General features: G+C 58.5%; 14 protein-coding genes and 1 pseudogene. 9 read left to right on the forward strand and 6 right to left on the reverse strand.

Annotated features, from left to right (window positions below):
* Positions 1-32 precede the first annotated feature (32 nt).
* On the reverse strand, positions 33-974 hold the full coding sequence (locus tag BS630_RS23510; protein ID WP_062577887.1) for a hypothetical protein: 942 nt from the start codon (positions 972-974) through the stop codon (positions 33-35).
* Positions 975-1,335: 361 nt separating this feature from the next.
* On the opposite strand from BS630_RS23510, the gene BS630_RS23515 reads away from it, so the two are divergent.
* The 4 genes from BS630_RS23515 to BS630_RS23530 all read left to right on the forward strand — a co-directional run bounded on the left by BS630_RS23515 (position 1,336) and on the right by BS630_RS23530 (position 3,988).
* A complete protein-coding gene (locus BS630_RS23515; RefSeq protein WP_143529486.1) occupies positions 1,336-1,731 on the forward strand; it encodes a hypothetical protein in 396 nt (131 codons plus the stop codon).
* 68 nt (positions 1,732-1,799) lie between these two features.
* Positions 1,800-2,099 carry a hypothetical protein gene (locus BS630_RS23520; protein ID WP_143529488.1) on the forward strand — a complete coding sequence of 100 codons (300 nt, stop codon included), beginning with the start codon at positions 1,800-1,802 and terminating at the stop codon, positions 2,097-2,099.
* A gap of 591 nt (positions 2,100-2,690) precedes the next feature.
* Positions 2,691-3,671, forward strand: coding sequence for a 3'-5' exonuclease (locus BS630_RS23525; protein WP_077979340.1), 981 nt, complete (start codon positions 2,691-2,693; stop codon positions 3,669-3,671).
* Between the two features lie 170 nt (positions 3,672-3,841).
* Positions 3,842-3,988: a DUF1127 domain-containing protein gene (locus tag BS630_RS23530; RefSeq protein WP_003551724.1), complete on the forward strand. Its 147-nt coding sequence runs from the start codon at positions 3,842-3,844 to the stop codon at positions 3,986-3,988.
* 361 nt (positions 3,989-4,349) lie between these two features.
* On the opposite strand, the gene dinB is transcribed toward BS630_RS23530, so the two are convergent.
* Entirely contained in the window at positions 4,350-5,432 is a 1,083-nt protein-coding gene (dinB, locus tag BS630_RS23535; protein WP_077979341.1) for a DNA polymerase IV, read from the reverse strand.
* 77 nt (positions 5,433-5,509) lie between these two features.
* Positions 5,510-6,187 carry an SOS response-associated peptidase gene (locus BS630_RS23540; protein ID WP_077979342.1) on the reverse strand — a complete coding sequence of 226 codons (678 nt, stop codon included), beginning with the start codon at positions 6,185-6,187 and terminating at the stop codon, positions 5,510-5,512.
* A gap of 93 nt (positions 6,188-6,280) precedes the next feature.
* Between BS630_RS23540 and BS630_RS37085 the strand changes: the two genes are divergently transcribed.
* Genes BS630_RS37085 through BS630_RS23560 form a run of 4 tightly spaced genes read left to right on the forward strand, consistent with a single transcriptional unit; the run spans position 6,281 to position 12,188 of the window.
* Entirely contained in the window at positions 6,281-6,799 is a 519-nt protein-coding gene (locus BS630_RS37085) for a hypothetical protein (RefSeq protein WP_158081425.1), read from the forward strand.
* Entirely contained in the window at positions 6,738-7,493 is a 756-nt protein-coding gene (locus tag BS630_RS23550; RefSeq protein ID WP_077979344.1) for an ImuA family protein, read from the forward strand. Before BS630_RS37085 ends, BS630_RS23550 begins: the two co-directional genes overlap by 62 nt.
* The gene (locus BS630_RS23555) at positions 7,414-8,925 is read left to right on the forward strand and encodes a Y-family DNA polymerase (RefSeq protein WP_077979345.1); all 1,512 of its coding nucleotides are present in this window, start codon (positions 7,414-7,416) and stop codon (positions 8,923-8,925) included. Before BS630_RS23550 ends, BS630_RS23555 begins: the two co-directional genes overlap by 80 nt.
* Positions 8,925-12,188 carry an error-prone DNA polymerase gene (locus BS630_RS23560; protein ID WP_077979386.1) on the forward strand — a complete coding sequence of 1,088 codons (3,264 nt, stop codon included), beginning with the start codon at positions 8,925-8,927 and terminating at the stop codon, positions 12,186-12,188. The genes BS630_RS23555 and BS630_RS23560 overlap by 1 nt, the downstream gene beginning before the upstream one ends.
* A 68-nt stretch (positions 12,189-12,256) precedes the next feature.
* Here BS630_RS23560 and BS630_RS23565 read toward each other — a convergent pair whose 3' ends face one another.
* Positions 12,257-12,460 (reverse strand): cold-shock protein, encoded by a 204-nt coding sequence (locus BS630_RS23565; protein WP_077979346.1) that lies wholly within the window; start codon positions 12,458-12,460, stop codon positions 12,257-12,259.
* 145 nt (positions 12,461-12,605) lie between these two features.
* Between BS630_RS23565 and BS630_RS23570 the strand changes: the two genes are divergently transcribed.
* On the forward strand, positions 12,606-12,992 hold the full coding sequence (locus BS630_RS23570; RefSeq protein ID WP_077979347.1) for a type II toxin-antitoxin system RelE/ParE family toxin: 387 nt from the start codon (positions 12,606-12,608) through the stop codon (positions 12,990-12,992).
* A 30-nt stretch (positions 12,993-13,022) separates the two neighbouring features.
* Here the strand turns inward: BS630_RS23570 and BS630_RS23575 are convergent, their stop codons facing one another.
* Positions 13,023-13,517, reverse strand: a complete 495-nt coding sequence (locus BS630_RS23575; protein ID WP_245310473.1) for a helix-turn-helix domain-containing protein — start codon at positions 13,515-13,517, stop codon at positions 13,023-13,025.
* Positions 13,518-14,292: 775 nt separating this feature from the next.
* Positions 14,293-14,697: pseudogene (locus tag BS630_RS23585) on the reverse strand (Glu/Leu/Phe/Val dehydrogenase dimerization domain-containing protein); the annotation flags it as partial.
* Positions 14,698-14,710: the final 13 nt, after the last annotated feature.

A 14,710-nucleotide genomic window follows, 5' to 3' on the forward strand; every position in this document is an offset into this window, starting at 1 on the left:
TGAAGGCCGGCTCGATTTCAGTGGCCTGGAAGCTAGCTAAGCACCCGTTCCCGGATTGCCTCGATTTTCTCCCTGTCTGCACAAAGGAGGATTTGCCGGATATCATGCGCTTTATGCAGCCAGCGACCGTAGTGTCGAAGGCGATCGAAGGCCGTCCCAGAGGACCTCAGACCGGGAATGTCGAAGTTGTACTGCTCAGCGACATACTCGCACACGCCAAGAGCTTGTTCGGGCGAGGGGAGATCGCCAGTACCGGCAATCATCTGTCGGACCCTGCTTGTCATGAAGTCAGATAGCCTGAACGGGCCCCCTGGAACTACAGAGGGCGAATGCCAGCTGACTTCATCGCCGGAGGCGCTAAAGGCGTAGAAGTGGCGGTGTGTGCTTACTCTCTCGTGCGGAGCGATCGAAATATGGTTCCTTAGAAAAGGCTGGAAGGCGTAGCGGCTCAACCATGCGCGATGCCCGACATCCGACAATAGTTCGGCGCGTTTCCATATCCACGGGTCGTCAAGGTGCCTCTTGCCGGTCAGCAAATCGACAAAGTAGCGCTCCTTGTCTAGGTGTAATGGCGCGACGTAGATCGCGTGACTGCTTTCAGGTCGGTGATGATCCAGAAGTATGTTGTGCTGAAAATCGCTGGCGTGCTCGGCCATAGCGCGAAGACCAAAAAAGAGTGTGGGATCGTCTGACAGCATATTGTCTCTACGAAATCGACGGACAGATTGCATCTTGTCCTCAACTACGCGGCGCTTTCGCTGTTCCGGAGGAAGCGGCTGCAGACCCTGCGACTTTTTGAATTGTATGTAGATCGGTACGGTGACCGTCGAAAGCTTGTCGGCCCCCGTTTCTTGCTCGTCGATATCAAGAAGCCGAAAGGGCATCTCGTTTGAGCACCAACCTAGATAAAACGACACATCCGCTTCGATCTGCTTTTCCGAAAGCTGGCTTTTTAACAAGTACGATGGAGACATGCCGTTACTCTTGACTAAGTGATCTGATCGTTGCCGGAGAGAACTCGACAAGTTGCTTGTTAGCGAAGCTGAAGATGGCGGTGCTGTGCACTATTCTGCGACATCGGGAAAGCCGGTAAAAATTTAATCGGAACTTTTCGCGGCGCGGAATTCTGTGGCGGGCCTCAATTCAGCCGTTACTTTAAAGACCGGTATACCTCTGAGGCTGAGCAATTTCAGCGCGTTAGTTCGAAGTAAATAACAGGGTTGAAGGTTCCTATCCTTTCAAGGCGACCTGGGTTTGATGGGCCGGGCCAGTGGTTCGAAATCAAATCGTGTCGGGAGATGACGGCGGCGAGTTATTCCGGCATTATCCTTTACCATGTTCCCATCCACGCTCTCCCCCTTTGTGTATTTGTCTCCGGCTCTTCATCAGGATGAACTGGCAGCTAGCCCACTTGCCACCAATGGCATGAAGCTTCTCCGCTATGCCGAGCAAAACGGCGGCGTTCCGCTGACGCAATCCTTGGGCGCTTTTCATAGGAAATGTGTCGAATGGGCCGCACATGAATTTCAGTGGCCCGGGTATGAACCGGAAATCCTCTATTCCGTGAATAAGGTTCTCAACGAGCCGGATTTCCCTCCGCTCTCCATCCTGCATTGGGCGCTGCAGGACCTTCGTATCATTCGCCACTCCAAAGGCAGGGCCGTGCTCACGAAGCGCGGCAGGTCGATCCTCGGCAATCACGGGGAGCTTCAGGCAGTTCTCGCAGTATGATACTGGTCGCTCCGCTGCAGGAGAGCCTGTCCCCTGAGGCTGCCGCCCTGTTCTGGGATCTTAGGCATATGCTGGGCATCGTCTCGACCCGGTTGGGCGACTGGGTGACGCTTGGCGATTATACCGAATGGGCACTCCCGGTGGAGATTTTCCCGGCGAGGGGACCGCTCGGCCCCCGACACGAGGCAGGTTGGTTTATCGCACATAATCTCGTTCGCCCGCTGACCTGGCTGGGCGTACTGGAGAACTCGCCGCAGAACGTGCCAGCCATGTCGATGATGGACAGGCAATTTCGCAAGACGGTGTTGTTCGATAAATTTTTCAGGATCGGCCTTCCGATCGGGATCGAGGCGGCCATCATACATTGATGAGCCCCAGGGACTGGGTCGCTGGGGCTATCGCGTAGCGGCACCCTGACGCCCACGGCGGCGCATTTGTCGTCGCACGACAGATGCTCAGCCAACAATACATTCTGCGGGTTGTGAATCGCCGCGCCTGACGATGCAGCACCGGGCATTTACACCGCCAACCAACACTTCCCTATGCCTGGTGGATGCTGCAAATCTGGTCCCATCGCGGCAGGGCTTGGGATCCCTTTGCCACCCATTCTGATCATCGATGCAAGGTGGTCTCTGGAATGAGAGAAGCGGCCCCGCGCGCCGGGGGCTGTCGATCCCGGATCCCGGCGTTGCCGTCGCTATGCTGACCCTCCTGCGGCAACCCTTTTAGCCGGTCTTGCGGGAGGCGAACGGCTTTCGCGGTTCCCGCTGCAGCTTGTATGCCCTTTCCTGTTTTGGACGCTGCTGCGCATCGACCCAAGAACGGCCACTGCGTGAAACTTCGCGATTGCAAACCTTGCTCGACAGTTTGGCTGAAATCGCACCCCGCCAAGAAGGTTGATCTGACGATCGTGCCGTGTTTTGAAGGTGGCAAATTGCGGCGGGGCCTTGACCACAGGAATGGCAGAACAGTTTGACATGTTTTCGGAGCAGGCTCGGCGCGACCATGTGGTCACGCGTAGCACCGCCAAATCTGCCGAAACCGACAAGTATGCCATCCCCATGAGTGAAGAGGACATGGTCCGACATCTGTCGGAGACCGGTCGATATCGGATCCTCACGAAACTTATGCCGCGCGCAATCGCACCATTCGCTAGACCAGCCTACCCCCTCAAGGGCATCATTCTCGACACTGAGACCACGGGCCTCAATGCTCGCAAGGATGAGATCATCGAGATTGGCGTGATTGCTTTCACCTTCGATGCCAAAGGAAACATCGGTGACGTCACCGGGGTCTATGGTGGACTTCAGCAGCCAAGCGTTTCCATTCCTCCCGAAATCACCAAACTCACCGGGATAACGGACGACATGGTCGCCGGGCAAACGATCGACATGGCGGCGCTAGAGGCGCTGATTGAACCTGCTGATATTCTTATCGCCCACAATGCCGGTTTCGACCGGCCATTCTGCGAGGCATTTTCTCACCTGTTTTCTGGCAAGGCCTGGGCTTGCTCCAACTCCGAGATCGACTGGTCGTCGCGGGGATATGAAGGCACCAAGCTCGGCTACCTGATCGGGCAAGCAGGATATTTTCACGATGGGCATCGGGCGGTCGACGATTGCTTTGCACTTCTGGAGGTCCTGGCTCGAGAAATGGACGGACCGGCTTTCACCGCTTTCGCCGAACTCTATGAAGCAAGTCAGACTTCGCGTGTCCGGATCTTTGCAGAGAACAGCCCCTTCGATATGAAAGATCACCTGAAGGCGCGAGGCTATCGCTGGTCCGACGGAAGTGACGGCCGTCCCAAATCTTGGTGGATCGAGGTGGGCGAGGAAGCGCTCGATGATGAGCTGCGCTATCTCAGAGCCGAAATCTACCGTTATCCAGACGCCGATCCTCCAATCAAACGCCTCACTGCCTTCGACCGCTTTCGGGCCTGATAGCCCCCTTCAGCACATCTTTGATTGGACCCATGCTTTGAGCGCATGGCCGACCTGAGACCTTGTGGCTTATCGACGTGCAGACAACAGCCTATATTCCAATCATCGAAACGACGTTGGAACCAAGGCATGGTTGCTGGCGTCAAGAGACCTCACGAAAGGGGATCATCATGAACGTAGCACGCTCCTTCAACAACTGGCGCAAGTACCGTCAAACCGTTACCGAACTTGGCCGCATGAGCTCGCGCGAACTGCAGGACCTCGGTATCAATCGTGCCGACATCCACAGCGTCGCTCGCCAGTCGGTCGCTCGTTAAGCGACTTTTTCCTGCCCATGCCTATTGAATCTACGCCCGCTGATGACGCGGGCGTTTCTGTGTCTGGCCGCCGCGAGGCGCTGTGCTGGAGTTCGCTCTTATAAGAATTATGTCGTGCAGTTTCCGCATAGCTGCACTGCAGCAAAGTCCATTTAATGTGCGGAGAGAATGAGTATCTTGGTATTCATCGAAGCGATGCACCTCCTCCCGCAGAGCTTCGAATTCAGACGGCCCACTCCTCCTCCCAAGGGGCGTCTGTCGGAACAGCGGCACTCCTCCTCCCAGCCGTTGTTCGGTTCTTTTCGGAAAGCCTGCCGCACCTCCTCCCGCGGCAGGCTTTTTCGTTTTCAGGGCCGTAGCATCAGAGTTCGAGCGCGAGCTGCGGTTCTTGCCCGCTCTCGTCGGTGTTCAGCGATGACAGGGTGATCCCAAGCAGCCGCACCGGATGTTTGAACGGGAACACTGTGGCGAGCATGGTCTCTGCTATCTCCAGGATCATGTCGATGCCCGAAACGGATCCCGCCACGGTCTTGCTGCGTGTCGCCTGGCTGAAATCAGAATATTTGATTTTGACGGTCACGGTCTTTCCCGTGATGTTGTGCGCCTCGCAATAGCGCCAGACCTTTTCGGCCAGGGGCCGCAGCTCGGCCTTGGCCGGATCGAGATCATCGATGTCCTCAACGAACGTGTCTTCGGCGCCGACGGACTTCCGGATGCGATCAGGTCTAACCTGCCGTTCGTCGATCCCACGGGCAATGCCGTAGAAATACGGACCGGACTTGCCAAAATGCTGCTGAAGGAAGGCGAGTGATTTCGATTTGAGATCGAGCCCGGTTTCGATGCCATGTCGTTTCATCCGCTCGGCGGTGGCCGGCCCCACGCCATGAAATTTCTTGACGGGGAGGGCTTCGACAAAACCCGGGCCGTTCTTCGGCGTGATGACAGCCTGGCCGTTCGGCTTGTTCAGGTCGCTCGCCATCTTGGCCAGGAACTTGTTGTAGGAGATGCCAGCAGAGGCATTGAGGCCCGTGACCGCCTTGATCTTCGCACGGATCTCCAGCGCAATCTCGGTCGCGATCTCCATGCCCTTCAGGTTCTCGGTCACATCGAGATAAGCCTCGTCGAGTGAAAGCGGCTCGACCAGCGGCGTATATTCCGCAAAGATCTCCCGGATCTGCTGCGAGACCTGCCGATAAACCTCGAATCGCGGTGGGACGAAGATCAGATCCGGACATTTGCGCTTGGCGGTCACCGACGGCATGGCCGAATGCACGCCGAAAACACGGGCCTCATAACTCGCTGCCGCCACAACGCCACGTGCCGCGGATCCACCGACGGCCAATGGCAGGCCACGCAGCTCCGGATTGTCACGTTGCTCGACCGAGGCATAGAAGGCATCCATATCGACATGGATGATTTTGCGCAGGGGTTGTACGCTCCCCATGACGTCAGTGCCCACAGGATAAGCCGGCATTTCGTGTACGGGCATCTGACTGCTCTGGTCGTGCTGAGTAGAGCTGATCAAAGCAACAGACCTTCCTCGTCCGGCTTCGGTTTGGCCTGTGGCGGCACGATCACCAGCATGTTGCCCGGTAGCGGACGCTGTAGGTGGCGGGCTTCATCCCACGATGCTGTCAGCCAAGCCTCGACTTCTTCAGGCGTGGTCAGGATGGAGGGCATGGCCTTTTGATGGATAGGCGAGACGATCTCGTTGGGCGAGGTCGTCAGAAATCCGAAGAGTTCGTATTCCTGTTCACCATCCCTGACCTTCCGCACGCCTTTCCAGGGCGTCCAGAAGCCCGCGAAAAACATCAGCGGCCGATCTTCATTGCCGGCAAACCAGGCGTTCGGCACGCGTCCGCCCTCCACCTTGCTGCTTGGGTCGGGCTCGGCAAAGGACGTGAACGGCACGACGCAGCGGCTAGTTGGGCCGAGCCAGCGGCGCCAATGAGGGGAGTTTACATTGCGGATATTGGTGACGCCCGGGTCGTAGTTTTTCACATAGGCTGGCGGCGACGGCATCCCCCAGGTCGCCCGAGCAATCTCGCGCTGTCCGTCCTCGGCGACGCGGACAATCGGCGCCTGATAGCCTGGATAAACATCGAAGGAGGCTTCATTCCAGCCGGCTCGATCCCGGAACGCCTTTGTAAATTGCAGAACCGCGTCACGCGTGGTCGTCACATTATAGAGATTACACACTACCCGTCCTCCTATCCAATGCGGGTCAAGGCGAAGTTTCCGACCCTTCGGAACGCAATCAAGCTTTGAAAGCCCCAGCGATCACGTGGGCACTTGCAGCTCAACAGCCTTACCGGCCTCCAACAAACAGGGAAATCCCGTCCCGCATCTATCCTGCCCGTCAGAACAGTGCATCTTGTCGCAACCCATTGCCATCCGACGGCGCAGATCCACAAAACGCATGCCGGCGCCAAACTGTTTCACCAGCGCCTTGCGATCAAGCTCGCCCTGCTGACCGCATGGCTTGCATTGGACGGTGATCACCGGTCCCTTGAAATCTCTAAGCGTCAGCAGGCCGGGCATATCTCTATTTTCTCATCCACGATATTTTTCATCACATTCTGCATCGGATTGAATCTGCTTGATGAATCGATTGAACAACAGCCGTCTCGTGATGATGGCGGCTGTCCACCTGATTCTTGCCCGTTGACTCATCGCCGGTTAAAGAACAAAAACAGAACATATCAGCCTTTTTTTGGCTATGCAAATGCACTCTTGACGTGGGAAACCGATGCCAATCACTGCCGCCAACCTCGTCATTTCCGAACTTCAGGACCGCATCCGGCGGCTTGAAGGCGGAGCTGCGCGCAAGGGCGAGGTGCTGTCGTTCGGAATTGCCGAGATCGATGCAAAGCTACCCGGTGGTGGGCTGGCCTGTGGTGCCTTGCACGAAGTGGCTGGTGGTGGTGCCGATGCGGTGCATGGCGCAGCCGCCGCGCTGTTTGTCGCTGGGATCGTCGCGCGCACCAAAGGCGACATTCTGTGGTGCCTGACACGGCCGGATCTCTTCGCGCCGGCATTGGCTCAGGCAGGCCTCCATCATGATCGGGTGATCTATGTCGAAGCCGACCGGGAAGAGGACGTGCTGACCAATTTCGAGGAGGGCCTGCGTTTTGGCGGGCTTGGGGCTGTGGTCGCCGAGCTCGTGCGACTGCCGATGACCGTCTCGCGGCGGTTGCAGCTGGCGGCCGAGGCGTCGGGAACGATCGGCATTGCGCTGCGACGATGGCGTCGCCCGACGGAGGCCGCCGATTTCGGGCAGCCGACGGCCGCCACGACACGCTGGCGCATCAGCGTCCTGCCCTCCGAGCCGCTTCCCGTGCCGGGCATCGGCCGGGCGCGGTGGCTGGCGGAACTGATCAGAGCAAGAGCGGGAGAAGCCGCAGAATTTGAAATAGGTGCCTGCGATGCCACGGGTCGTATCAGTCTTTCTCCCAACGCTCGCGACGGACAGGATCAGGCGCGCCGAGCCCGGAATCTTGCCTGAAACCCCCGTCGTGGTTGTCGCGCGCAGTGGATCGAAACGCACCGTCGCAGCAATCGACGCTGCGGCCTTCAAGGCCGGCGTTCGCATCGGCATGCCCGCCGCCAAAGCCCAGGCGATGATATCCGGCCTGCATCTGGTCGATGCCGACCCGAACGGCGATGCCGCGGCGGTGGAGCGCCTGGCGCTGTGGATGCTGCGCCAATATACTCCGGTGGTGGCAATGGACGGTCCCGACGGCATCGTCATGGATACCGAGGGGGCAGACCATCTGCGCGGCGGCGAGTTGTCGATGCTGACTGGCCTGGTCAACGCTCTGAGAGGCCGCGGCCTTCAGGCCCGTGGCGCCATTGCTGATACCTGGGGCAGCGCCCATGCCATCGCCCGCACTACCCTGCGAGAGGTGGTCATCATACCGGTTGGCGAGACGTCCAAAGCTGTCGTCAACCTGCCAATATCCAGTCTTCGCCTCCCTCATGAAATCGTCAGCGGCCTGGCCGTGCTCGGGTTCCGTACCGTCGGCGAAGTGTCGGCAACGCCGCGAGCGCCTTTGACACTGCGTTTCGGGCCGGAGATCGGCCGCAGGCTAGATCAGATGTTCGGACGCCTTGCCGAACCGATCGATCCCATTCGCACAGCCGACCTGATCGAAGTGGCCCGATCTTTTTCCGAGCCGATCGGGGCCTCTGAGACCATCGCCAAATATATCGGTAAGCTGGTGGTCGAACTCTGCGCGGCGTTAGAGACGCGCGGGCAGGGTGTTCGCCGCGCCGATCTCATCGTCTACCGCGTCGACAACACCTTGCAGTCCCTGCGTGCCGGCACGGCCAAGCCGGTGCGCGATATCCCCCATCTGACAAAGCTTCTCTGTTCCAGCATCGAGAAGATAGATCCCGGTTTCGGCATCGAGAAACTGTCGCTTGCCGCGACGATGATCGAGCCATTCGAAGAAAAGCAGTCCATCTCCTCGCTGGTCGAGGAAACCATCGTCGATGTGACGCCTCTGCTCGACAGTCTTGGTAATCGCGGTCAGCGCATGTACCGGCTGGCGCCGGTCGAAAGCGACGTTCCCGAGCGCAATGTCGGACGTGTCTCCCCCGTTTCCGCAAAACTGGGTCAGGCGTGGCCGACCCGCTGGCCCCGGCCGAGCCGGATGCTGGAGCACCCGGAACGGATTGAGGTGATTGCGCTCACACCCGACCATCCGCCGGCATCCATGACCTGGCGCGGCAAGCGCCGGCGCATCAAGCGTGGTGACGGGCCGGAACGAGTATTCGGCGAGTGGTGGGTTCGTTCCTCCGAGATGGAGGCTGTCAGGGATTATTATTCTGTCGAGGACGAGGACGGCAATCGCTTCTGGGTCTATCGCTCCGGCGACGGCGTGGATCCCGCGACCGGAACGGCCAAATGGTTTTTGCACGGGATCTATGGCTGATGCGCTACGCCGAACTCCAGGTCACCAGTCATTTTTCCTTCCTGCGCGGCGCGTCAGGCTGTGATGAGCTGTTCGCCACGGCCCGGGCACTCGGCACCGAGGCGCTCGGCATTGTCGATCGCAACAGCCTTGCCGGGATCGTGCGCGCCTGGGAGGCTGCCAAGGAAACCGGCGTCCGGCTGGTTGTCGGCTGCAGGCTGGATCTGACAGACGGCATGTCGATGCTGGTCTATCCGACGGACCGGGCCGCCTATTCGAGGCTGTGCCGGCTTCTGTCGCTCGGCAAGGAGCGGGGCGGCAAAGGCAAGTGCGTTATCGATCTGTCGGATGTCGCCCTTTATGCGGACGGTCTGCTCGCCATCCTGATCCCTGACGAGGCCGATGACGCGTGTGCCGTCCAGTTGCGCAAGGTGAAGGAGATATTTGGCGACCGCGCCTATATGGCGCTGACGCTGCGCCGGCGGCCGAACGATCAACTGCGCCTGCACGAGCTCAACACTCTGGCGATCCGGCAAAAGGTCCGGCCGGTCGTCACCAATGACGTGCTGTTTCACGAGCCGGGCAGACGACAGCTGCAGGATGTCGTCACCTGTATTCGCCATCGCACCACCATCGACCAGGCCGGCTTCTTGCGCGAACGGCACGCCGATCGGTTTTTGAAGCCGCCAGCGGAAATGCACCGTCTGTTCAGCCGCTATCCTGAGGCACTCGCCCGCACCCGCGAGATTGTCGATCGCTGCCGCTTCGACATGAACGAGCTGACATACCAATATCCCGACGAAGCGATCATCCCGGGATTGACGGCGCAGCAGTCGTTGGAGAGATTCACCTGGGAGGGTGTTCGCGTTCGGTATCCCGAAGGGGTGCCTGATGATGTGGTGAAGATCCTCAATCACGAACTCGACCTGATCCGCAAACTCGATTACGCGCCGTATTTCCTGACGGTCTACAGCATTGTCCGCTTTGCGCGATCTCAGCATATCCTCTGCCAGGGCCGTGGAAGTGCCGCCAATTCTGCCGTCTGTTATGTGCTGGGGATCACGGCGATCGATCCGGCCGCAAACGATCTGTTGTTCGAGCGCTTTATCTCGGAAGAGCGCAACGAGCCGCCCGACATCGATGTCGATTTCGAACATGCCAGGCGCGAAGAGGTGATCCAGTGGATCTACAAGACCTATGGTCGGCAGAAAGCTGCGCTTTGCGCCACCGTCACCCGCTACCGCGCCAAAGGCGCACTTCGTGATGTCGGCAAGGTGCTCGGCCTGCCCGAAGACATGATCACGGCGCTATCTGCTGGCGTCTGGGGCTGGAGCAAGGAGGGCGTCGGCGAAAAACAGGTCAACGAGCTGAACATGAACATGTCCGACCGCCGCCTGCGGCTGACATTGGAACTGGCGCAGCAACTGATGGGCGCGCCCCGTCATCTTGGCCAGCATCCGGGCGGTTTTGTCCTGACCAATGACCGTCTCGACGAACTGGTGCCGATCGAGCAGGCGCGGATGGAGGATCGACAAACGATCGAATGGGACAAGGACGACATCGAGGCGCTCAAGTTCATGAAGGTGGACGTGCTTGCCTTGGGAATGCTCACCTGCATGGCCAAGGGCTTTGCCCTTTTGCAGGAGCACAAGGGGATAACGCTCGATCTCGCCACCATCGAGCCGGAAGATCCGCCGACCTACGCGATGATCCGCAAGGCCGACACGCTCGGCACGTTCCAAATTGAGTCCCGCGCGCAGATGTCGATGCTGCCACGGCTGAAACCCCAGACCTATTACGACCTGGTCATTCAAGTGGCGATCGTTCGCCCCGGGCCGATCCAGGGTGACATGGTGCATCCTTACCTGAGACGGCGCGAGGGCAAGGAGGCGGTCGTCTACCCGAAGCCTGAACTGGAGGCTGTTCTCGGCAAGACGCTGGGCGTGCCTCTGTTTCAGGAGAGCGCGATGAAGGTGGCGATCGTCTGTGCCGGCTTTACCGCCGGCGAGGCTGATGCGCTGAGGCGTTCAATGGCGACATTCAAGTTCACCGGTGGTGTCAGCAAGTTCAAGGACAAGCTCGTCCAGGGGATGGTGAAAAACGGCTACACGGAAGAGTTCGCGGAAAAGACCTTCTCGCAGCTTGAGGGTTTTGGCTCCTATGGCTTTCCGGAGAGCCATGCCGCTTCCTTCGCTCTGATCGCCTACGCCTCCTCCTATGTGAAATGCCATTATCCGGATGTGTTCTGTGCCGCCCTCATCAATGCGCAACCGATGGGATTTTACGCACCGGCGCAGATCGTCACCGATGCCCGGGCCCACGGGGTGACGATCCGGCCGGTTTGCATCAATCGATCGCGGTGGGATTGCACGCTCGAAGAGATCAAGGGGACCGACGACCATGCCGTGCGTCTCGGGATGCGTCTGGTCAGGGGGCTGCCTGAACAGGATGCGGCAAAAATCGCGGTGGCGCGGGGCGACGAGCCCTTCGTTTCCATCGACGATATGTGGCGCCGCGCCGGAGTGTCGTCGGCCTCCCTGGTCAAGCTGGCCGAAGCCGACGCGTTTCGACCGTCCTTGAACCTTGAAAGACGCGATGCGCTCTGGGCGATCAAGGCCTTGCGCGACGAGCCGCTTCCACTATTCGCGGCTGCTGCAGATCGCGAGCGGGCTGTGATTGCCGAACAGCAGGAACCGGATGTGGCACTTCGGCAGATGACCGAAGGCGCCAATGTCGTCGAGGACTACGGACATACGGGCGTGACGCTGCGCGCCCATCCGGTCAGCTTCCTGCGCGAGGATCTCATTCGGCGAAACATCGTCACCTGCGCCGAGGCGACCTCGGCGCACGATGGCCGCTGGTTGATGACAGCGGGGCTGGTTCTGGTCCGCCAAAAGCCCGGCAGTGCAAAGGGCGTGATGTTCATGACCATCGAGGACGAGACAGGCGTCGCCAATGTCGTCGTCTGGCCGAGCTTGTTTGAAAGACAGCGCCGCGTCGTGCTCGGATCCGCGATGATGGCGATCAACGGCAAGATCCAACGGGAAGGGGGCGTCGTGCATCTGGTGGCGCAACGGATGTTCGATTTGACTGGCGATCTGGCAAGCCTTGGCGAGCGGGATGGTTTCCGGCTGCCGCCAGGACGGGGCGACGAGTTCGCCCATGGATCACCGGGCAGTCCGGACAGTCGCGAGCGGCCGCCGATGGGCGTCAAGGCTCGGGAAATTTACATAGATGACCTTCATATCGATACGCTGAAGGTGAAGAGTAGGAATTTTCAGTAAGCACGTAGAGCGCGGACGAGACCAGTCGGCCCAAATCTATCGGTCAGGCTGGCCTCGCGGCCCGCAGGTCAGAGCACGCTAACGTTCTCAGCCTTCGATTTTCCGGTCTTGCGGTCCTGGCCAACTTCGAAAGTGACCTTGTCACCTTCTCTGAGCGAACCGCCTTGCTGCAAGGCGGACACGTGAACGAACACGTCGGTTCCGCCAGTTTCCGGCGTGATGAAACCAAATCCCTTGTCATCGTTGAAAAATTTAACAGTACCGTTTGGCATGACAGTTCCTTTTCAATTTTCGCAGCCGTTCACTCAAAGCTGTGTTAAAGTTGCATATCTGGGTGTGCTTTGCATCCAGGCTGAAACCCAACCCCGCTTCGCGGGAGAAAGAGAGTCCTATAAGCAATGAGGAATTTGAAACTAGATGTCCAAGAAATTTAAGTTTGTGAACGACGGCGCCAAGCGCGCCTTTATGGACCTGCCGACCGATATTAGAATCAATTTTTCAGGCGAGATCCGGAGAGTTCAGGACGGTGACGACCCGCTGGATGACTTCAAGGTTCTCAGAGGCGAATGGAAGGGCGTCATCGAACTGCGCGAAAATGGTTCGCCCGCCTATAGAGCGGTCTACTGCGCAAAACACCTCAACACCGTCTACATTCTCCATGCCTTCACCAAGACCAGCGAAAAGGCCGATCAGAAGGAGATGGACACTGCACTGTCCCGCTACAAGGAGATGATGGCCGAGGTCCGGGAAGTGACCCAGGCTGAAGCGAAGGCGGCTAAAGACAAAAAACCGACGAAGAAATAACGCTCCGAAACTGGAGCAAGGAGAGGCCGGTTATGCGGCCTCTTTTTGTTTTTCTTCGACACGGCAAACCACGTGATGGTTGCCATCAAGCGACGGCTTGAAGCGGTAGCCGAGGACTGCCAGGTAGCCAAAAAGCTTCTGGACTGAAAGGACGGCGATCTTACCGCGCACGAGTTCACTGACGCGCGACTGCGGGATGTCGAGCGCGGCGCCGATATCGGCATTCTTCCAGCCGCGCTCCTTGAAGATGGCGACCAGCGTGTTGACAAGGTCCGATCGCAACGTCAAATCCGCAGCTTCGATCGGATCGCCCGTGATCGCTTCAAAGATGTTGTCGTATTCAAGCTGTGTCATCGCACAATTCCGGACTTTAAAAATTACAGAATTCTGTAAATAGGCCAAAATGACGGAGCCGTCAAGTTGGCGACGCTGTATCGTGCGAACCCGGTGCGGAACGCTGCCACGCTCTCGCCCTTGGGCCGGCCAGGTGGCTGCGCTAAAGTCTTGCTGCCAGCAAGTCTTCACCGTTCAAGCTTTCATCCCTGATGCCCGTCTCGGCGGGAACGTCCGGAGCGCATCAGCAGCGACTTTGGCCATCCGCTGTAATGCGGAAGGCAGAACTCAGCCCATAGGTATCCGGGGGTTTTGTATGCCGACGGATCGAATGATCGGATGGTTGGCCTGCAATTCAGACCGGATCGATGAACGCTCCAACCATTGGCGTTTCCGACCCCGCTCTCTTGTCTGGCATCCCTAATCCAGTCCCGTCCTTGGACGGTCAACCCGCAGGGGGTTCGCAAAGGAAAGGGTTCCGCTTGGCTCACCACTGTGGGAGCTCGGGACCCATCGTTTTCAAATCGACAAGCTGAACTACCTTTTGACGCAGAGGTGGGATTTCGGTCGCGATATCATAGGCGCCGACGTGCACATCCAGCATTCCTCCTTCCTTCAGGAAAGCCATCTAGATGGACTGCATATTTATTTTAATCCGTATGCTGAAGTGCCATTTGACCCGAGCTTTTCGTGGCCGGGCGAAGTTTCCCGGAACTACTATGACGTGGCTGTCGACCAACCGATCCAAATACACCCCGACCGCGCGTTAGTCTCCCGGCAGGTTTTTGAAATTAGCCCCTTCTGGATCCATCACCTACTTACAAGCTACGGCTTTGTCTGATGTCCCCATCCTCTACATCCAGCGGCTCGTCTTTGGTGGCAGCGACGGCGCGCTGGGACACATCGATCTGGTCGAAAGCGGTCACCAATCCTGACAACAAGGTTGCCCCGGCATCCGTAAGGCGACGATCATCCCTTGCATATATCTGCGCGATAGAGCTTCCAGCTCACGAATTGAGAGCTGTCGCGGGTCTACTGTGATGCCGCCTTTGGCTCCTCCGTAAGGGAGTCCTGCGAGGGCGCATTTCCAACTCATCCAAACAGCCAAGGCCGCGACTTCCCCGATATCAACGTTCGACGCCAATCGTGTCCCACCTTTTGTGGGGCCGAGGGTCAAGTGATGTTGGACGCGATAGCCCTGAAAGACGGCGACTTCGCCGTTGTCGAGATGGATAGGACAAGAGATCGTTATCGCCCTTTTCGGATAGAGAAGGCGATTGCGCTGACCGTCTGGGAGATCCAGACGGTCAGCAATACGATTGAACTGGGTCCTCGCCATCTCAAAGACGGGACCGGAATAGATGTCTGTCATTTTGAAAACCCAG

The organism is Rhizobium laguerreae, assembly GCF_002008165.1.
Classification (GTDB): domain Bacteria; phylum Pseudomonadota; class Alphaproteobacteria; order Rhizobiales; family Rhizobiaceae; genus Rhizobium; species Rhizobium laguerreae.